This is a genomic window from Rasiella sp. SM2506 (assembly GCF_050859505.1).
In the GTDB taxonomy this organism is placed as follows: domain Bacteria; phylum Bacteroidota; class Bacteroidia; order Flavobacteriales; family Flavobacteriaceae; genus Marinirhabdus.
Genome location: NZ_CP193934.1, coordinates 468,226 through 488,609 on the forward strand (window position 1 = coordinate 468,226; position 20,384 = coordinate 488,609).

Annotated in this window: 18 protein-coding genes and 1 tRNA gene; 4 read left to right on the top strand and 15 right to left on the bottom strand. The window is 38.2% G+C overall.

Translation table 11 applies throughout. The features are described 5' to 3' along the window. Window positions 1–48 precede the first annotated feature (48 nt). Window positions 49–915: a hypothetical protein gene (locus ACQ2HF_RS02240; RefSeq protein ID WP_432411890.1), complete on the top strand. Its 867-nt coding sequence runs from the start codon at window positions 49–51 to the stop codon at window positions 913–915. Window positions 916–926: 11 nt separating this feature from the next. Here the strand turns inward: ACQ2HF_RS02240 and ACQ2HF_RS02245 are convergent, their stop codons facing one another. From ACQ2HF_RS02245 to ACQ2HF_RS02260, 4 genes are all read right to left on the bottom strand, one after another. Continuing rightward, window positions 927–1,409, bottom strand: a complete 483-nt coding sequence (locus tag ACQ2HF_RS02245) for a hypothetical protein (RefSeq protein ID WP_432411891.1) — start codon at window positions 1,407–1,409, stop codon at window positions 927–929. Between the two features lie 156 nt (window positions 1,410–1,565). After that, entirely contained in the window at window positions 1,566–2,690 is a 1,125-nt protein-coding gene (locus ACQ2HF_RS02250) for a tetratricopeptide repeat protein (RefSeq protein WP_432411892.1), read from the bottom strand. Then, complete coding sequence (locus ACQ2HF_RS02255; RefSeq protein WP_432411893.1) at window positions 2,683–4,134, bottom strand: M56 family metallopeptidase; 1,452 nt, start codon at window positions 4,132–4,134, stop codon at window positions 2,683–2,685. Before ACQ2HF_RS02255 ends, ACQ2HF_RS02250 begins: the two co-directional genes overlap by 8 nt. After that, on the bottom strand, window positions 4,131–4,496 hold the full coding sequence (locus tag ACQ2HF_RS02260) for a BlaI/MecI/CopY family transcriptional regulator (RefSeq protein WP_432411894.1): 366 nt from the start codon (window positions 4,494–4,496) through the stop codon (window positions 4,131–4,133). The genes ACQ2HF_RS02255 and ACQ2HF_RS02260 overlap by 4 nt, the downstream gene beginning before the upstream one ends. Before the next feature lie 226 nt (window positions 4,497–4,722). Here ACQ2HF_RS02260 and ACQ2HF_RS02265 point away from each other — a divergent pair, with 226 nt between their 5' ends. Beyond that, the gene (locus ACQ2HF_RS02265; protein ID WP_432411895.1) at window positions 4,723–5,226 is read left to right on the top strand and encodes a DUF456 domain-containing protein; all 504 of its coding nucleotides are present in this window, start codon (window positions 4,723–4,725) and stop codon (window positions 5,224–5,226) included. Here ACQ2HF_RS02265 and ACQ2HF_RS02270 read toward each other — a convergent pair whose 3' ends face one another. From ACQ2HF_RS02270 to ACQ2HF_RS02280, 3 genes are all read right to left on the bottom strand, one after another. After that, the gene (locus ACQ2HF_RS02270; RefSeq protein ID WP_432411896.1) at window positions 5,227–5,784 is read right to left on the bottom strand and encodes a nitroreductase family protein; all 558 of its coding nucleotides are present in this window, start codon (window positions 5,782–5,784) and stop codon (window positions 5,227–5,229) included. A 130-nt stretch (window positions 5,785–5,914) separates the two neighbouring features. After that, window positions 5,915–6,322 (bottom strand): response regulator, encoded by a 408-nt coding sequence (locus tag ACQ2HF_RS02275; RefSeq protein ID WP_432411897.1) that lies wholly within the window; start codon window positions 6,320–6,322, stop codon window positions 5,915–5,917. After that, the gene (locus ACQ2HF_RS02280) at window positions 6,309–8,210 is read right to left on the bottom strand and encodes a PAS domain-containing protein (protein WP_432411898.1); all 1,902 of its coding nucleotides are present in this window, start codon (window positions 8,208–8,210) and stop codon (window positions 6,309–6,311) included. Before ACQ2HF_RS02280 ends, ACQ2HF_RS02275 begins: the two co-directional genes overlap by 14 nt. Before the next feature lie 471 nt (window positions 8,211–8,681). On the opposite strand from ACQ2HF_RS02280, the gene ACQ2HF_RS02285 reads away from it, so the two are divergent. Beyond that, window positions 8,682–9,062, top strand: a complete 381-nt coding sequence (locus ACQ2HF_RS02285) for a DUF1573 domain-containing protein (RefSeq protein WP_432411899.1) — start codon at window positions 8,682–8,684, stop codon at window positions 9,060–9,062. Window positions 9,063–9,294: 232 nt separating this feature from the next. On the opposite strand, the gene ACQ2HF_RS02290 is transcribed toward ACQ2HF_RS02285, so the two are convergent. From ACQ2HF_RS02290 to trxA, 4 genes are all read right to left on the bottom strand, one after another. Then, window positions 9,295–9,368 (bottom strand) — tRNA-Asp (locus tag ACQ2HF_RS02290). A 149-nt stretch (window positions 9,369–9,517) separates the two neighbouring features. Further along, a complete protein-coding gene (locus tag ACQ2HF_RS02295; RefSeq protein ID WP_432411900.1) occupies window positions 9,518–10,447 on the bottom strand; it encodes a DUF58 domain-containing protein in 930 nt (309 codons plus the stop codon). Between the two features lie 84 nt (window positions 10,448–10,531). Further along, a complete protein-coding gene (locus ACQ2HF_RS02300; RefSeq protein WP_432411901.1) occupies window positions 10,532–11,083 on the bottom strand; it encodes a ClpP family protease in 552 nt (183 codons plus the stop codon). 208 nt (window positions 11,084–11,291) lie between these two features. Further along, on the bottom strand, window positions 11,292–11,612 hold the full coding sequence (gene trxA, locus ACQ2HF_RS02305) for a thioredoxin (RefSeq protein ID WP_432411902.1): 321 nt from the start codon (window positions 11,610–11,612) through the stop codon (window positions 11,292–11,294). Window positions 11,613–12,059: 447 nt separating this feature from the next. Here trxA and ACQ2HF_RS02310 point away from each other — a divergent pair, with 447 nt between their 5' ends. Next, the gene (locus tag ACQ2HF_RS02310; protein ID WP_432411903.1) at window positions 12,060–13,046 is read left to right on the top strand and encodes a bestrophin family protein; all 987 of its coding nucleotides are present in this window, start codon (window positions 12,060–12,062) and stop codon (window positions 13,044–13,046) included. A gap of 260 nt (window positions 13,047–13,306) precedes the next feature. Here the strand turns inward: ACQ2HF_RS02310 and ACQ2HF_RS02315 are convergent, their stop codons facing one another. Genes ACQ2HF_RS02315 through dnaE form a run of 4 tightly spaced genes read right to left on the bottom strand, consistent with a single transcriptional unit; the run spans window position 13,307 to window position 20,123 of the window. Continuing rightward, the gene (locus ACQ2HF_RS02315; protein ID WP_432411904.1) at window positions 13,307–14,266 is read right to left on the bottom strand and encodes a HaeIII family restriction endonuclease; all 960 of its coding nucleotides are present in this window, start codon (window positions 14,264–14,266) and stop codon (window positions 13,307–13,309) included. Between the two features lie 3 nt (window positions 14,267–14,269). Then, the gene (locus ACQ2HF_RS02320; RefSeq protein WP_432411905.1) at window positions 14,270–15,313 is read right to left on the bottom strand and encodes a DNA cytosine methyltransferase; all 1,044 of its coding nucleotides are present in this window, start codon (window positions 15,311–15,313) and stop codon (window positions 14,270–14,272) included. 3 nt (window positions 15,314–15,316) lie between these two features. Further along, window positions 15,317–15,637 carry a helix-turn-helix domain-containing protein gene (locus ACQ2HF_RS02325; protein WP_432411906.1) on the bottom strand — a complete coding sequence of 107 codons (321 nt, stop codon included), beginning with the start codon at window positions 15,635–15,637 and terminating at the stop codon, window positions 15,317–15,319. 55 nt (window positions 15,638–15,692) lie between these two features. Next, complete coding sequence (gene dnaE, locus ACQ2HF_RS02330; protein WP_432411907.1) at window positions 15,693–20,123, bottom strand: DNA polymerase III subunit alpha; 4,431 nt, start codon at window positions 20,121–20,123, stop codon at window positions 15,693–15,695. Window positions 20,124–20,384: the final 261 nt, after the last annotated feature.

A 20,384-nucleotide genomic window follows, 5' to 3' on the forward strand; every position in this document is an offset into this window, starting at 1 on the left:
CAATTCATATTTTTTTCTACCTTTAACCATACCAATAATATACCTACTATGAAACGCATTCTTCTTTTTTTAAGTTTTATACTCCTCGCGCAACTCCAAATTTTTGCTCAGGAAACCTATAGTGTTGACGGTCAATCTTATTCGCTAAAAACCGAAGTAGACGGATCTCTCACCTTATTATGGAATACGATTGATGGTGATTACCGTTATTTCGCCAAAAAAGGAAATACCATCACCGAACTTAAAAATTCAAAAACCAACGGCAGATATCAAGAAGAATTTAAAGAGGCGTTGCAACTGCTTACCGTAGATAATCCTGTACATACGGACAAGGTAAATTTGACGCTGTCTAGTCTTCGGGAATATGTAAATACGTATAACAAACAAGTAGACCCTAGTTTTTCTAACGAAAGGCCTTCTATAAAACTAAGTGCCCGATTGGGCATTTTTGCTGGTGTAAGCAATGCTATTTTCACACAAAACCCAAACAACACTTTATTACCCGTAGCAGGAATTGATTTTGAATTGATTGACGAAGTAAAATTGAAGCGACACTCTGTGGTACTTCGCTTAAAACAGACTTTTGGAAATGACGAATTTCAATACAACGCAACACAGGCTTCTTTAAATTACCGGTTAAAATTTGTAAAAACTGAAACCCTGGATGTTTTCCTCAATACCAAATTTGTAAGCTACACCTATTCCAGTCGTGACGATTTTTTATTAAATGATGGTACTTTAGGCTCTGATTCGGGGGGCGATTTTACGGCTCACGGAATTTTCGGTTTGGGAGCAGATTATAAGCTAGGAAATGGGTATTTGTTTTTTACCTATAACGATATTGTTGGAATAGGATTGGATAGTCACGACTCCTTCCCTGTAGATTTTACGGTGGGGTATAAGTTGAGTTTGTAAGGGTTAAAAATTTAAAACGCTTCTGTAGTCACCACAATGGGTAATGTGAATTGTGTTTTTACCGGAATGCCTCTCTTATAGGCTGGCGCTACTAATTGCAGCCCATCTATGGAATACTTTAAGCTATCTTCTAAGTTGGGGAAAGCTCGTTGCAACAAACTATCTACTTGCATATCAAGAATAGAAATTTGTGCTTTTTCTGAAATGGAGAACGATAAAATGATGGTATCATTCAAATCCTGAAGTGACGTAACACCTTGTGCTGTCATACTTTTTTGTAGTTGATACGCCAATTCGCTTTCAAAACAACTTTTCTGTTGTTCTTTTTCCGAAAGGGTATCACAACTAGCAAAAGCGGGATATCTATCCACATTTTTCCAGTCTATTGTTTTTAATTCTTCTTCATAAAAAGTCTCTGACGAAATTTTTTCCGTCTCAAAAAACTGACAAGAAGTACAGAGTAAAACAATTAAAAGGTACGTAAAATGCTTCATAGCGTGCAACTACACACGAAAGTACAATTTTTTGAGGGATTGCTGGTTTTAAAGGTTAGGAAGGTTTTTTAAATTTCAGAAAATTAAAGTAGGTTTCGACCTTGGTTTATCTTGAGCGCGTCGAAGGGCTCAACCAGACATTATAATGTGTTATTTTCAGTTCTTATTAAAATGAAGATCTGTCTTTATATCTTTTATACGCTGTTTGGCATATTCTGAAAACTGTACATTTTCACCAAATTTTTTTAAATAAGCTTCGTAATAGGGAATAACACTGGCTTCATCTTCAAAATAATTGTCAGCTGCAGTAGCTAACAAATATAATGCGGTACCATTCTCAGGATTTTCCTCTACTGCTTTTTGTAAAGCTTCCAACTGATTTTTATAATCTTTCTGTTTCTTAAAAACTGAAGCCAAAGCAACATAAGAGTTGTCAAGGGGAATATCCTGCAGCAGAATAGCAATTTCAAAATGATGTTGCGCCTTGTCTAAATACCGTAGCGCTTCAAAATTTTTGGCAATGCTAAAGTGCCACGACGGGTTTTTATCGTCATACTCATTTATGAGAAGGGTGTATTGCTCAATAGCTTCCTCAAAACGGTTGGTTTTGGTATAGCTTACCGCTAGATTTTCGTGTTGTGGGATATTACTTTGAGATAGCTTTAAAAGGGCTTCATATGTTTGGGCAGCCGTATGATACTCTTTTTCAACAAACGCTACAATGGCCTTTAGTTGTAAAAAACGGGTGCTGTTGGCATCTACTTCTAAACCACTTTTAATATGTTTTTTTGCTGTATCAAAATCGCGCTCTTCCGCAGCATATTTTGCGATTTTGTACAAAGCGTTTTGATGGTTTTTATCTAATACATGCGCATAGAAAAATGTAGGATATGCTGTGGAATCGTTTCGTTTTTCTTTTATAAGCCCTAGTTGGTATACAAACTCTGAGTTCTTAGGGCTTGCTTTGGTAAGTATTTGAAACAAACTATCTGCTTTTTCATATTGCGCCGCTTTCAGCAATAATTTTCCGTAGTTGTATTGAGTTAATAGACTGGCTTCTTTTACTGAAAGTGCTTTTTTATAAAACTGTAACGCTTTTGCACCGTTTCCTAAGGCATCGTAAGAAATAGCAATTTTTTCAGTTTCACTGGCTTCTTCATAATAGGTAATGGCTTTGCTATAGTCGCCCAAAGCATACAAACTATCACCTATAGCCGATGCATTTTGAGCATCGGCTAAGGTGGTAAGTGTAATTAGTATGAGTACTAAAAGTTTATTCATTTATTTCAAAAACTATGGGGAGGGCATAAATTACGCCAACTGATTGCCCTTTTTGTTGTCCAGGAATCATTTTAGGCAGACTAGATACTACGCGAATGGCCTCAGCTTCTAAAGCTGGATGTGCAGCTCTGGCACGTACATCTGCAACAGTTCCGTTTCTGTTTATTTTGAATTGTACCGAAATACGCTGTCTCCCTGAAAGGTTGACCGTGTTGGCTATTTTGGTGTCGAAATTTTCCCCAACAAAAGCCTGTATCTGCTTAGCCATACATTCTTTCATTTCATCATTGTTTCCGAAACAACCTGGATATGTGGGAACTTTTTCGATTATAGCAAATGGTACGTCCGATGTTTCTTTAGTATCGGTTAAATATTCGTCCACCGAAGTATACACTTTATCCCCTTCTTTAGCTTCGGTAGCTAAAAATTTAAGTGCACGCTCTTCTTCTTCAGTTAAATTTCCCTTTTTCATGATAGCTTCAGCAAGCTCATTGATTTTTTGCATTACCTCCGTGTCTGCTTCGGTTTGCAGATTGGCTTCCGTTTCTAACGTTTCAGCAGTATCATTGGAGCAAGACGTATAAAACAACATAGCGCAAACAGCTGGAATAAGAAGTAAATACTTTAACTGAACGATTTTCTTAGATTTTGATTTTTGTAACATAACGATTCGATTTTTGATTATTGATGATGTATAAAAGGTATTAATGAATGATATTTTTGTGGTGCTGAACACTTCTGAAAGTAAGTTTTGATAATAGCCCGCTTTATCTTTTGAGGCCACCAATCGGTCTGCCGCATACTCGTGCAACGTTTGTATTTTATGCTGAAAAATATATACCATTGGATTGAACCAACACAGGATTCGCAGCGCTTCAAAAAACAACAAATCCAGTGTGTGTCGCTGCTGTACGTGTACCAATTCGTGTTGCAGGATATTCGATCTCTGTGGTTCGGTAAGTTGATCTCCTAAAAAGATGGTGTTTAAGAATGTGAAAGCCACATCAGAATTTGGGACCGTGGCAATCGTGTAATTGCGCAATTTTTCAAGCTTGGCAGTTTTCTTCAGCAGGTATAATTTCCGAAGTTTTACTATAAAAAATAGGATTGAAATTACTATTCCTAAAAGATAAATTCCCAGAGTAATGGTACTCCAGGACACACTTTGTTGTGATAGTACTATTTCATCTAATACGATTAATGAATTTGTAGTAGTTTCCGAGGCATTCCCAATAAGTACAGCAGGTAACTGCACTCTAAATTCCTGCGGAATACTTTGCTGGATGGCTTCAATTTTAAGAAAAGGAATCACAAAACTCACTACCGAAGTAACCAATAAATACAAGCGGTTATAGTTGAAAAACGTTTCCTTTTTCAGGAATACATCATACACGACCAGGAACAGTAGCTGAAACAATAGTACTTGTAGAATATAATGTATCATGAGTTCTCCTTTTTATTGATTTCGCCCATAATACTCTCCAATTCCTGAATACTGATGTCGTTCTTTTTCATAAAAAACGAAACCATACTTTTAAAGGATCCTTGAAAATACCCATCCACCAGTTTGTTGATAGATTGGTTGCTGTATTCGCTCTTTTTCAGTTTTGGGAAATAGATATGGCCACGGCCTTCTTTGCGATAGTCTACAAATTCTTTGCTTTCCAGAATTCGTATAATAGTGCTTACGGTATTATACGCTGGTTTGGGTTCGGGTAGCTCATCTATTACGGCAGCTACATTGGCTTCGCCCAAATCCCACAGGACTTGCATAATATCTTCTTCTGCTTTTGTGAGTTGTTTCATGTTGTAGCGGGTAGTTTTTAGTGAGTAGGACGCTTCGCTGGTAGCTGCTCGCGCCTTTACAGTTGTTAATTAAATAGCTATCTAAGGTAACCGAGTATTTCAAAAATGTCCAAAAGCATTTTTGAAATGTATCGAGGTTCAATATTACAACTAATTATTTAGTTAAACTAGTTTATTAGTTACAAAAATAGAACATAGCTGTATTTTTGGTATTTAATGCACCACTATGGATATACTTTTAATTGGTATTGGTTTTATTTTAATGCTTGCAGGAATTGCAGGTAGTTTTTTACCCGTTTTGCCGGGCGTGCCTGTGAGTTGGCTGGGTTTGGTTTGCTTATACCTCGCTCCTTCGCTTCCGTTTGACTGGGTTTTTATTAGCATTACAGGCGTAGTAGCAGTCACCCTTTATATTCTGGATTATATTATTCCAGCCATAGGAACCAAAAAATTTGGTGGTAGTAAAGCGGGTGCCTGGGGTACAACCATAGGTTTAATCGTAGGGATTCTTGCCCCGATCCCCTTTGGAATTTTGATGGGTCCTTTTGTGGGAGCTTTGATTGGAGAACTTGTTTTTAATAGGACCGAAGGCAAAAAAGCGATCACAGCTGCGTTTGGTTCCTTCCTTGGATTTTTGGCGTCTACGTTTATGAAGTTTTTTGCAACCCTGGTTTATTTAGGCATCTTTATCTATACAGTTTTTGTGAACTGGGAACTTTTCTTTTCCTAATTACAACCATACGGTTTTCTCATTAATAGAAGATTTTCTCGTTCCTTCCGGTAATTCCCCGTGGAATTTTCCCATATATAAAAATCCTAAACAGCGTTCTCCTTCAGCAAGAGAAACGTGGTCTCCAAGATATTTAAGTAAGGCTGGGGAACTCCAATAAGCACCAATTTTCAAATCGTGTGCCGTAAGCCACATATTTTGGACTGCCATGGCAACCGCAGCCACTTCTTCCCATTCCGGAATTTTTTCATCCGGATCACGTTGCATGCAAATGGCGATGACACAACCCGACTGCAAGGCTTTTTGTCCCATCTTTTTTTGTTTGAAGTCGGAAGGGTTTTCAACAGATTTCACATAGGCTTCTCCTAAAAAACTTGAAAGTGCAGTTCTGGAAGTTTCGGTATGAAACACTTTAAAGCGCCAGGGTTCGGTACGTTTGTGTGTGGGTGCCCAATTGGCCGCTTCTAGGATTTGCTCTATTTCAGTTTTTAAAACAGGTTCATTTGAATAGGCATCTGGATAGATGGCACGGCGGTTTTTTATAATTTCAGCAAGCATTTTTTCAGAATATATTAGAACTATAAAGATACTGAAACGATTTCAGCAAAATCGCTATACATGTAAAACCCCTCGAAAGCAATTGCTAAGAGGGGGTTTACTAAATATTATACTGCAAAGCGTAATAATGTTAGTTGTTATTTTTCATTACATCTTGCATGATCTCTTTTACTTTATCGACAGAAATAGGCTTTACCACGAAATTACTGACAGATGAATACTGTTTAGATCTTTCCATGTCAACAGGATCTATGGAAGAGCTAACGATATAAATAATAATCTTTTTGTCTATTTTAATTTGAGTGAAGTTATCCAGAAACTGCCATCCATCCATAATAGGCATGTTTAAATCCAACAGTATCAAATCTGGAAGTTCATCTTTACATTTGATTAAGGTTTTTAACTTGTGCAATGCGTCATGACCATTGTTAAAAATTAAGAAACTATTGCAAAAATCGGCAAGTTCCATCATTCTTTTGGCTCCATATACAAATATGGGATCATCGTCAACGATACAGGCTATATCAATTTTTTTCATGTTGTAAATATATTAAAAATGTGGTGCCTTTATTAACTTCACTTCTCACTTCTATTTTTCCCCCCATGGCTTCTATTTGATTTCTTGTAATGAACAATCCCAAACCTCGTGAATCTTTATGTTGGTGAAAAGTCTTATACATACCAAATAGTTTTTTTCCGTAAGTCTCCAAATCTATTCCTAACCCGTTGTCTGTAACACTCAAAACAACATACTCTTTTTCATAACTTGCATCTACCTTTATTTTGGGCGAACGATCCAGTGATTGGTATTTAATTGCATTGGTTAAAAAATTAAGAATAAGACTGTCTAAATAGGCGGGAATGGCTAAAACCTTGATGGCACTCGAAACATTATTTTCTATATGAACAGAGTTTTCTATAATAATAGAATTAATACTTGTAATAACATTGTTTACATAATTGGACAAATTTAAAGGCGCCAGATTGACTTCGGTTTTGGTATTTAAAATGGCTACTTCGTTTAAGTTCTGCACTGTTTCTTCTAGCTGATCGACAGCGCTCTGCAAAAGGGGAAACATTTCGGTATCATTAATTTCCGGATTATCTATTTTAATTAGATCCAGCAACATTTCCAAATTACCTGAATGCGATCTTAGGTTATGAGATACAATGTGCGCGAAATTTAAAAGACGATCATTCTGATCTTTAGTTAATTCCAATAAGTTCTTTACCTTTTCTTCAGATTTCTTGGCTTTTGAGATATCATTTATCTGAGAAACAAAATGAGTTGGCTTCCCCTCGTCATCCCGTATAACCGAAACGGTAAGTATTGTCCAGATCACTTTACCGCTTTTATGGAGATACCGCTTATCGATTGTATAATCGTCCACTCTTCCTTGCAATGCTTCTCTTAATAAAATTTTATCTCCTTCAAGATCTTCAGGATGGGTAAAGTCTTTAAATTTTAATTGAAGGAACTCTTCTTTAGTATATCCCAACATAGTACATAGGCTTTGGTTCACCCTTTGCCACTGCATATCGATCCCTACCATGGCCATCCCAACTCTTGAAAAATCGAACGTTTTTCGAAGTTTTTCTTCTGTAGTGGCAATTTTCTGCAAAGCTCTGGTTTTTTCATCAATATCTTGAAATAAACCATACACCCTAACACAGGTTCCCTGTTCCATTACAGCAATCCCAATGGAACGAACCCATTTTTCACGACCTTGTTCCGTAATAATTAAAAATTCGTCATCAAACCCTTTTCCTTCAGAAATACAAGCATTAAACAACTCGGTTATTCTATCTCGATGTGCCCCTTCTTTATAAAAGTTGATACCTGTTTCTAGACTTGGAACATACCTCTCATCAAACCCATGAATTTTTTTGGTTACGTCGCTCCAGGAAACCGTCATATCCACAAGATTAACTTCCCAGGTTCCAATAGAAGCTGCTTCATTGGTTCGGTTTAGTAAATTTTCGTTTTTTATAGAAACAAATTCTTTGTTTTTGGTTTCTGTAATATCCTGAATAAATCCAAGTAACCATTCAGGTTCTCCGTTTGCAGTAAAACTTAACACTTCGCAGTTATTCTCAACCCATATCCAGTTTTTACTGTTGTGTTTAATTCTGGATTCTGAAGTATATCTTTTTGAAAATGGTATAAAAAAGGGCGGTTTTAAAAAATCAAAAACCTCCTTTTCGTTTGCGTGTATTAAATTGAGGAAATCGTTAAGAGTTTTTAGTTTGAAATCTTCGGAAGTGTAACCAATAACTTCATAAAAAGAAGCATCGAATACTACCTCTTGCGTCTGAAAGTTATATCTCCATATTCCTACCTTTAACAGCGATTGAAATTTCTCAAAAATTATGGAGTTGTCTACATTGCTAACATTATCAAAAGCTTTGGGGCTACTTTTTTGCATTCATTGGGGATTGTAGGTAAAAACGTAAAAATATCCAATCTGCTTTAATCATATCTTAAATTCAAGCCAATAGTGCCATGTTAAATCATAAATTTAGACACATTTATCTTAACACTACGCTCTTATAAATTTCAAAATTACAAGAGCATCTGTATGTTGGACAATTATTTAAAGTCATCAAAATGGGTTTTCGGCTAAGCAAACACCTATCACTATAAGTAACATTTCCAGATTTATTCTTTTTGTGAAGTTGACAAACAAGGGACACAAACGCCTTAAAACAAAAAGTATTCAACTATTTGTTTACATAACTTCTTATAATTCTTATTCGAAATTAAAATCTAACTAAAAACTATCAATGAATTCATCCAAACTTCTATTCTCATAGAATTCATAGATGCACATTATGTTTTAATAAACTAATTTTGAGGTAGTTAAAATAACTATGTCACTAATCTTAAAATCTCAATTATGAAATATTTTCTATTACTTTTTATGATGGTATCCTTCACGCACATGTCAAACGCTCAAATTGTCGGAACCTGGAAGGCAAAGATCACATTCGAAAATCCATCTGTCGATCTAGGCGTTATTAAAAAAGGAACCATGGAAGAAGTTACTTTACCTTTTATTAATGATGGTACGGAACCCTTAGTAATTAAAGGATACAAAAGTAGTTCGAAAGCTATAGTTATTACTTTTCCTAAAGAACCTATTAAACCAGGAGAGAAGTCCAAAATAATATTGAAATACAATGCTGGTACAGCTGGTGATATTAAAGAAAAAATTAGGCTCGCAACCAATGCTCAGAAAAAACCTATACTATTAAATGTTTCTGGAGTGGTGAAATAAAAAAAGGATTTTAAAAAGAATCTAAACAAAGTAACCCAGCTTGCTATAGGTTGGGTTTTGCATTAAACAAAAAAAGCCCATCAGCCACAGGCTGATAAAGCTTCTCATCGGTTTGTCATTCCGTATTTAGTACGGAACTAAACCACAAGCCACATTTAAGTGACTCAACACAACATTGTTTTGTCATAGCGCACTTGTTGCGCTATGTCATTCCGCACTTGTTACGGAATTGCGGTCTGGACGAGACTCGAACTCGCGACCCCCTGCGTGACAGGCAGGTATTCTAACCAACTGAACTACCAGACCGTGCTACTATTTTAGAGACTTTAAAAGCTTGTCTTTACTCCTATTGCTAGAAGCGAGTGCAAATATACACCGTGTTTTTATTCCCGCAAATTTTTTGTTCAAAAAAATGAACTTTTTTTTCTGATTGCAAATCCCTTTTCAAATTCCTATCACCCAAACTTCTGACGCTCCACGAGATAGGTAGTCAATATCTTATTAAAACCCGCATTAATATCTGCCTGTACATACTTAATTCGGTATTGGCCGCACTTTAATTTTAAAGCATCGAAGTATTCTTTCACAGCTTCTTCATAAGTTTCCTTTATAGTATCTGCATATAAATTAATATGTTCCCCTGTTTCCACATCTACAAAGCGTTTCGGCCGATTGTTAAAATCGAATTCCAACTCCTTGCTTTTATCAAAGGTGTGGAACAATACTACCTCATGTTTATTGTACTTTAAATGCTGTAACGCTTCAAACAATTGCTCTTCTTCGGCATCACTTTGAAACATATCGGTAAACAAAAATACTAGGCTTCTACGTTTTAACTTTTCAGCAATTAAATGTAGGTGAGTGTATGTTTTGGTTTGCACTTCCTTACGTGCTTGTGACAGTGCAGTATTAAGATGCTGCAAAAGCATGTGATGGTGACGCTCGCTACCTTTTTCGTTGGAATAGAATTCATACGCATCACTATAAATACTCATCCCCACGGCATCTCGCTGACGTTTCAGCAAGTTCATTATCGCCGCACTCGCTAACACCGAAAATCCGATTTTATTCAACGAATTAATGTTGAAATCCTTCAACTTCGGGTAATGCATCGAGCTGCTGTTGTCCAGAATTAAATGGCAACGCAGGTTGGTTTCTTCCTCGTAACGTTTGGTGTAGAGTTTATCGGTTTTGGCGTAGAGCTTCCAATCTATATGTTTGGTACTTTCCCCATTGTTATAGATTTTATGCTCGGCAAATTCCGCAGAAAAACCATGAAACGGACTCTTATGCAACCCAGAAATGAATCCTTCTACCACTTGTGTGGCGAGGAGTTCCAGGTTTTTAAAGCCAGTAATCTCGTTTATTTGTTTTTCTATATCCATCCATCCTCACCCCCAACCCCTCTGCCTTCCTCTCGTTGCACTCGTCGGAGGCAAGAAAGGAGAGGGGAGCGAGCGCATGATTTATTATTTTAGTATTCCATCTACAATCCCGTACTTCACGCTCTCTTTGGCGTCCATCCAGTGATCTCTCTGGAAGTCTTTCATTACTTTATCGAAATCCTGACCACAGTTATCGGCTAAGATTCTTGCTGAAAGTTCTTTCGTCTTTAAAATTTCTTGTGCCGTAATTTCAATATCACTCGCCGGACCTCTCGCGCCTCCACTTGGTTGGTGAATCATCACCCGCGCATTTGGCTGAATAAAACGACGTCCCTTTTCACCTACCGAAAGTAGAATACTTCCCATACTAGCCGCAAGACCCGTACAGATGGTAGAAACTGGGCTCTTAATTTGCTTGATGGTATCATACATACTAAAACCAGAAGTTACATAACCCCCTGGACTGTTAATGTACAATTTTATCTCCTCGTGATTAATACTGTCTAAATACATTAGCCTGTCAACAATATGTCTCGCTGTTTTATCGTCCACCTGTCCCCAAAGGAATATGGTACGGTTCTCCAACTGTTGTTGCTCTATTTTATCCTGTACTTTTTGTTTTTTATCGGTGCTCATCTTTTTTTTACAAAGTCTCCTCGAGCGCAGTCGAGAGGTTAGTGAATTGTCCTTAACTATAAAAGAGTTCTCGAGCGCTGCACTACCTATCTTCAAAATTATAAATTATAATTTTTCAAATAATGCTCGAACGGACAATTTTAATACAACTGAAAAATAGAAAAGGCTTGACAAACTGCCAAGCCTTTATCCTTTTATTTACAGAAACTTAATTCAACAATCCGTCGATGGCTTCTGCGTATACGTTTTTAGGAGCAACACCTACCTGGCGTCCTACTAATTCTCCGTTGTTAAATATCAAAACAGTTGGAATGTTACGTACTCCGTATTTCGCTGCAAACTCTTGGTTGGCATCTACGTCTACTTTTCCTACTACCGCCTTTCCATCGTAGTCTTTGCTCAACTCGTCTATTACAGGTCCTACCATACGGCAAGGTCCACACCAAGCTGCCCAAAAATCTACCACTACGGGCTTATCACTTTTTAATACTGTTTCTTCAAATGTCGCGTCTGTTATCTCTAAAGCCATGTTGTTTAATTTTTTTCGTTCCCGTGAAGACGGGAACCTCAATTACTATTATTATTTATATCTCCAAAAAAGGAAATCAAGTTGTACTTCTTTTAATTACTGCACAAAAATAGTCAAAAAGTATTTCAAACCATATGGGCTTAACATTAGTTTAGGTGATGTACCTATTTGGGAAGTTGATAGCCAATATTTTGTCACTTTGGCGAGCTTGCCCAACTGCCTTTAGGCGGGCTGCTGCAGAAAAAGCAGCACCGGGCTTTCGGCTATATCTTTTTTGACAAAATCAACATTTGTTAGAACACTTCGATACTTCGTCAAGCTCAGTAAAAGCTAAACTCAGTGTGACAATTTCTTACACTACCAAAAAAGGATGCCGCCTCAATCCCTGCCCGAGTCATCCATCACAATATTATTATTAGTAACTTTATCTCAACCAACACGTATTATATGTATACCAAACGTAACTACGGCTTTTTTATGACCCTCAACTGGTCTAAAAAACCCATGCTCCTAGGATTTCTGTATGCCGCAGTACTTTTCTCACTGTTTTACTTTATTAAAATCCGATTCTATTTACCCTGGCAACCGCTCGGTCTTATAGGTATTGCCGTAGCATTCTATCTGGGTTTTAAAAACAATAGTTCCTACGATCGTACCTGGGAAGCCCGGAAAATATGGGGTAGCATGGTAAACAACAGCCGAACCTTTGGTGCCGCTGTGGTTTCTTTTGTGCAAGGAGCCAACGAAGCCGAAATAAAAAAAGAACTCCTCTACCGCCACATTGCCTGGCTCACCGCCCTTCGCCATCAAATGCGATTGAGCCGTCCCTGGGAACATACCGAAGAACGTATCAACAAATTATACGCACCCACCGTTTCCGAAGATTATGAAAAAACCCTGCAAAAAGAATTAGCCGAATTCTTAAGCCCTGCCGAAATACAATCGCTGTCAACCTATTCCAATATGGCGACGCAAATTTTGAGAAACCAATCCAAACGCCTGCAGGAATTACGCGATGCCGACTTGTACGAAGATTTTCGCCATATGGAATTTCATCACCTCATCCAGACCTTTTACGAGGACCAAGGCAAAAGCGAACGGATTAAAAACTTCCCTTTTCCAAGGCAATATGCCTCTACCGCCTATTGGCTCACCATTGTATTTTGTGCTTTTGTACCCTTCGGACTTTTAGAAATATTTAATACTACCATGGGCTGGATGTACTGGCTAGGTCCTGTGATTACCGCCATCATTATCTGGGTGTTCTTTCTCATGGAAAAGATAGGCGACTATAGCGAAAACCCCTTTGAAGGCACTTACAACGATGTCCCCATCACCGCCATTGCCCGAGGCATAGAAATAGACCTGCGCGAAATGATAGACGACACCAACATCCCAAAACCTACAGAGACGGTGAATGGGTTTTTGATGTGATTGGGATTAATGAAATTAAACCAACTGATTAGTCAGGTAATCATCTAAATCCAATTCATTTGAAAAGTCTAATTTAGGTTCAATCCCAAACTGAAAAAACCGAATAAGATCAATCAACTTAGTGAATAGTCTGAAATGGTTTCCCTCGTAATTATAGACGTAAACCATTTTATCGATATTCTTTATAAAGATAGTCTCTATTGTTCTATTTGGTCTTAGATAATGAGTGTCGATTTGATTGATTATGTTCATCTTAGGTGCTAATAAATAAACTTATGCGTCTTAAATAATGTTTGTGGAGCGCTAACTAAATTAATATCGAATTTTAACGATGGCTCTACTCTAGAACTTGCGTTATGAATTCTAAACGAAATCTGCCAACCTTCATTTAACGAAACTAATAAGGTAGTTTTTGAATTTTCTTGATAAACTATTTCAATCAACCTTGATGGTAGTTTTAGTTTTGGAATTTTAGCTTTTGGTTTTTCTTTTTCAAACGGTAAATTTAATGTTCCGTGCAAGTTGTAACCCTGAACTTCTACCTGCTTTTTTCCTTTTATAACTTTATAAAAATCTTGATTTCCTATTAAATATTGAACTAGATTTTCAGCCACGATATTAGGATTTTCTTTATCAAGTCTTAAAAGCTCCTTTCTAAACGCATTTAATACAGGTACATAAACAATTTCGTGCATATCTTCTATCGAACTCCATAAAGTTGCCTTGTTTTTTGCACGAATAGCAGTCAACTCGTCAAATATTGGTTTTATTTCTTGGAAATATGTACTTGAGCAAGAAACGCCTAACCACTTTTCTCCGAAATTTATTTTCTGAGATAATCTTGAATGTTTTACAGCCTTATGATTATTCTTAGCAGAAATTCCAATTTCCCATTTTTGCAAAGCACGAATAGTAAGGATATCCCTAACATCTCCCGCTTGACCAGCTTGGTCACTCATAATTTCTAATTGTAATACATCTTTACTACTAATTCCAAACCTTAATCTTGGTTCAATATCCATTAAAAAATTTATTGCAGAACTAGCTGTGATTACATAAGATTGTTGTTCATCAACATTAAAGGAATCAAAACATGCTTTAGCAGTTTCGTATGGATCATTTTTTGTTATCGAAACATTTGTCATTACCTTCAGCTTTTCAAAGAATTCAAAGAGCAGGGCATATTCAAATGCCTTTCCATTTTTTGTTTGGCTTGCCATATTTTACGAAAGTGTTGCTTCTAATTTAATAGTTTCAACTTTTATATTTTTATGTTTCTCATCTGCTTCAGTAATCTGTTTCTTAATACTTAAAGCGATATGTTTTGCTAGATTAACTGGTACAGCATTTCCAATCATTTTATAACCTGCAGAAATATGATTATAATGAAAAACAAAGTCATTTGGAAAAGTTTGAATTCGAGCACATTCTCTAACACTCAATCTCCGATATAAATCTTCCTTGCCCGGGACAAAAACACGTATGTTTTGTTCGATAAACTTCATCTTTGGAGCTTGAGGGTGGATTGGGGCATGCCTTCCTCCAGCCTGAATTGTAAATGACTGTTCATCCCAACTTCTTACTCTATTTCTAGACATAAACATTGAGGAGAATCCACCTATCATATATTCATGATTAGGTACTGTACAATCTTCTAAATTTGACCTGTTCCCATCCCTTGCTGGTAGTACATTGTCTTTTAAATCAGAAATTTTTTCAAGTAACGTCACCTTCTGTTTTGATGGTTTTGGAAATTCAAATTTAATATCAAGGTCTTTCCTTATACCCACAAAAAATACTCTTTTACGATCTTGTGGCACGTCAAAATCTGAGGCATTTAATAATTTGAAAGATAATTTATAACCAGCATTTTTGAACATTTTTTTAATATTTTTCAGGGCTTCACTATGCCTATCTAAAAGCATGCCGCTTACATTTTCTGCAAGGAAAAATTTTGGCTGTTTCGCCTCTAAAATTCTAATAAAATCATAGAATAATTGTCCTCTTTTGTCATTTATACCACGCAAAGAACCAGCTTCACTCCAACTTTGACAAGGTGGACCTCCAATTATTCCATCACACTCAGGCACTTCATCCGAGGCTATATTAACTATACTTCGTCTATCTAGAATAGTATTATTATGGTTTTTCTCATAAGTTTCCCATATATCCTTATCATATTCATTTGCCCAAACTACATTAAAACCTGCCTTTTCGAATCCTAAATCGAGTCCGCCGGCTCCAGCGAAAAATGATACTATATTCATAAATTATTGTTTTTGAAATGATTTGTTTTGCACTCTTCTATATTCAGCCTTTTCTTCAGCAACTTTTAAGAGCTGTTTTGTACAATTAGTTTCGTAAATATACTTTCCAATTTGGTCAGTAACATATTCATTCTTTAGTTCCTTAAGACTTAGTTTGAAAATTTTCGCGAGTTTTGGTAAACGCTTCTCATCAAAGTCTCGTTTTCCGTTTTCTATTTTGCTGAGATTTGCAGAATCTAAATCTAGTTGGGCAGCAAGTTGCGTTAAAGTCAACTCATTATCCTTTCGTAAAAATCGAATATACTCTCCAAAAGTTTCTTTCATAAGACTTGTCAATTAATGACAAAAGTATAAAATTAATTTTCTTTAAACAAATTTTTTAATTCAACCTACAAGTCACCCCTTCCAATTCCAACTCCTCCAGCAACTCGTTACAAATCTTAATTTTATGGGTGCGGCTGGGCATTTGTAGCTTTACTTTTTCTTCCAGTTCGTAAATGGTGAAATGGAGCTTTTGATCGCCTTTATGGTAGTTAAACAACTCTTTTAAGCGCTCTATCTTGCCGTCTTCCAAATCCTGCACGGGCATTTGTATGGTGAGCTTTTTGGCTTGGTTATCCATCACGTCGTGCAGCATTTGCATATAGGTGTATTGCAATCTTGGATCGCTCTTTTTACCCGTATCGCGATTGGTCCAGCCTTCTTTTACAAACACACGGGCGTAGATAAAACTGTTGGGAATTAAGAAATGACGCCACTTTAAATAGTCTTCCCCAAAAATTTTAAACTCGTAACTATCTACATAATCTTCTACGGTAAAAATAGCCCAACCTTTTCCTTGCTTGCTTTCGCGGTGCTGTACATCGCTTACCACGCCTCCAAAACAGAGCTCGCGGTTTACAAATTTTTCCAGGTTATAAAAGTCGGACACTTTACAATTGGTAAAGTTTTTCATTTCTACTTTAAAGTCGTCCAGCGGGTGACCAGAAATATAAATTCCCACCACTTCTTTTTCCTGCTTTAGCTTTTGCATGGTACCCCACTCTTCACAAGGCGGCACCTGGGGTTCAGCAATTTGTACTTCGCTGGCATCGCCAAACAAACTTACCTGACTGCTATTTTGTGATTCCTGATATTTAGCGGCATACTTCAACACCTTTTCGTAAAACGTCACGCCATCCCCTTCCTGAAATAGATACTGCGCCCGGTGCTGATTAAAACTATCAAAACCACCCGCTAAGATCAGGTTTTCAAAGGCTTTTTTATTGGCGTTTCGTAAATCGACACGCTTCGCCAAATCGAAAATAGATTTGTACTTACCGTCTTGTCTATGTTCTACAATGGTTGCAACGGCACCACTTCCCACGCCTTTTACGGCACCCATTCCAAAACGCACGGCGCCTCGGTCGTTTACCGTAAACTTGTAAAAAGATTCGTTTACATCCGGGCCCAATACTTCCAAGCCCATTCGTTTACATTCTTCCATAAAGAACGTCACCTGCTTAATGTCGCTCATATTATTACTGAGCACAGCCGCCATATATTCGGCGGGGTAATGCGCTTTTAGGTAGGCGGTCTGGTAGGCAATCCACGCATAGCAGGTAGAGTGACTCTTGTTAAAGGCATAACTCGCAAAGGCTTCCCAATCCTTCCAGATTTTTTCCAGCTTTTCGGCATCGTGCCCTTTGGCGGAAGCATTGTCAATAAAGCGCGGCTTCATTTTATCGAGAACCGATTTTTGCTTTTTCCCCATCGCCTTCCGCAGTACATCGGCATCACCTTTACTAAAATCGGCCAGTTTCTGCGACAGCAACATCACTTGCTCCTGGTAGACGGTAATTCCGTAGGTTTCCTTTAAGTATTCTTCCATCGCTGGAAGGTCATATTCAATTTCTTCCTCTCCGTTTTTACGGCGGATAAAACTAGGAATATATTCCAACGGACCCGGACGATACAAGGCGTTCATCGCAATTAAATCGGCAAAGACCGTGGGTTTTAGCTCCTTCATATATTTCTGCATCCCGGCAGATTCATACTGAAAAATCCCTACCGTTTCCCCACGCTGGAAAAGTTCGTAGGTCTTTTCATCATCCAGCGGAAAATTATCAGGATCCAAATCCACATCGTGCTTATGCTTTACGAGCTTTACCGTGTCCTTAATGAGCGTCAAGGTTTTTAGTCCCAAGAAATCCATCTTCAGCAAGCCGGCACTTTCCACTACGGAGTTATCAAACTGGGTAACGTATAAATCACTATCCTTTGCGGTGGCTACGGGAACAAAATCGGTAATATCGCTTGGGGTAATAATCACCCCACAAGCGTGAATCCCAGTGTTCCGAACCGAACCTTCCAGAATTTTTGCCTGGTTGATAGTTTCGGCTTCTAGGTCGCTTCCTTCAGCAAGATTTAAGAGTTCGTTTACCTTAGGCAATTCATCACTTCTAAACTTAGACCGAAGCTCCTGATCGCTCATTCCGAAGATCTTGTTCAGCTTGGTCATATTAGGAATCAGCTTCGAAATTCTATCGGCATCACCCAACGGCAAGTCCAGTACACGCGCGGTATCCCGAATGGAACTCTTGGCCGCCATAGTTCCGTAGGTAATAATCTGCGCTACTTGGTTGGCACCGTACTTCTTAATTACATAATCCATTACGCGACTTCGGCCTTCATCATCAAAATCGATATCGATATCGGGCATACTCACACGATCCGGATTTAAGAAACGCTCAAAAAGCAAGTCGTACTTAATAGGGTCAATATTGGTAATCCAAAGGCAGTAGGCAACCACACTTCCCGCTGCCGAACCACGTCCCGGCCCTACCGAAACATCCATCGCACGCGCTTCGCGAATAAAGTCTTCGGTAATGAGGAAATATCCCGGATAGCCAGTGTGGGCAATTACTTCCAGTTCAAAGTCTATTCGTTCCTTAATTTCGGGAGTAATTTCGCCATAGCGCTTTTCGGCACCTACGAAAGTGAGGTGTTTTAAGTAGTTATTTTCACCGCGTTTTCCGGCGTCTGTTTCGTCTTCGGCTACGTTGAATTCTTCGGGAATATCGAATTTTGGCAGCAAGACATCACGCTGTAAACTATAAGATTCAATTTTAGCAACTACTTCTGAAATATTGGCAATCGCATCTGGCAAATCCTTAAAAATAGACTTCATCTCGTCCTGCGACTTGAAGTAATATTCCTGATTTGGCAATCCGTAGCGATAGCCGCGACCTCTCCCAATAGGCGTTGCCTGTTTTTCGCCATCTTTTACACACAATAAAATATCGTGGGCATTGGCGTTTTCTTTATCAATATAATAGGTGTTGTTGGCGGCAATCAGCTTTACGTCGTGCTTTTTGCTAAAAGCAATTAACGTATCATTCACCCTGTCTTCATCTTCCTGATCGTGGCGCATAATTTCCAGATAGAAATCGGCTCCAAATTCTTCTTTCCACCAAAGCAAGGCTTCTTCGGCTTGATTTTCACCAATGTTCAGGATTTTGCTGGACACTTCGCCATACATACTTCCCGAAAGGACAATCACATCTTCCTTGTATTTCTTGATGACTTCGCGGTCAATTCGTGGCACATAATAAAACCCATTTACATAGGCGATACTGGCCATTTTCGCCAGGTTATGATACCCTTTTTTGTTTTTTGCGAGCAAGACAATTTGGTAGCCGTTGTCCTTTTGCGACTTGTTTAAGTGATCTTCACACACAAAAAACTCACAACCCACAATCGCCTTTAATTCCTGTGGTGGCTCGGGTTTGTCCGGAACTTTACCGTCAAAATCAGTTGCGGTGTCGTCAAAGTCTTCGTAGGCTTTAAGGTCAGTTTCATATTGTTTCTGAAGGGCTGCATTGTGCATATTTACAGAACGTGAAAAATGAAACGCGCCCATCATATTTCCGCTATCGGTAATGGCAACGGCAGGCTGCTTATCGGCTATCGCGGCATTCACTAAATCCTGTGTACTTGCGGTGGATTGTAGAATAGAAAACTGCGAATGGTTGTGTAAATGCGCAAAAGGCGCTTCCTCTAAAACTTCAATATTTTCTTTCAGTTCCTCGGAAGAAATCTCTTGCGTTTGGGTTTTTGCCTCTAGCTCCTTTCGGATGGCTTCGGAAGCCGCCTTTAAATTTATATGCTCTAACCCTATAAGTTGAATCTCCTTCGGATTTGCTTCGGAATAGTTCTCGAAGTAATCGGGTTGCACGTCTAACTCTTCAACGGTGAAGATTTGACGGCGTACCAATTCAAAGAAACAACGGGTAGTTGCTTCCACATCGGCTGTGGCGTTGTGGGCTTCAGAAAAAGAGTTGCCAAACAGGAATTGGTGTAATTCTGAAAGGGTGGGTAATTTAAATTTACCTCCACGTCCTCCGGGAATCTGGCATAGTTGCGCAGTAGTTTCCGTACACGTATCTAATACTGGAAAATTGGGCAAAACATTCTCTTCATTCAACCGAAGAAACTCGGCGCCCATAATGTTTAGATCGAACCCTACATTCTGACCTACTAAAAATTTGGTTTTCTCTAAAACTGCTGAAAATTTCTGCATCATTTCAGCTAAAGGAATACCATCCTTTTGTGCCAATTCCGTAGAAATCCCGTGAATTTTTTCCGCATCAAACGGAATATTGAAGCCATCGGGTTGTATCAAATAATCTTCGTGCTCGATCACGTTCCCCATCGCATCGTGCAATTGCCAGGCAATCTGAATACAGCGTGGCCAGTTATCGCTATCGGTTAAGGGAGCGTTCCAATTACGGGGAAGTCCCGTGGTTTCGGTATCGAAGATTAAAAACATCGGCAAAATTTAGAGGTGCGAACGACGCGTGACACGCGTAGATGACTTTGGTAGTAAAAATATAAAAAACAAGCTGGAAAGGCACCTTAAAGTTTTGGGGAGTTGTTCACATTTCAGTAAAGTTTATCACAAAAAAATCTCTAAAAAGTAAATGAGAATGTCAAACTGAGCGCAGTCGAAGTTTATTATATTGATAGACAATATAGGTTTCGACTGCGCTCAACCAGACATTCCAAAAGTTTTTACTTTTTAGAGAGTCCT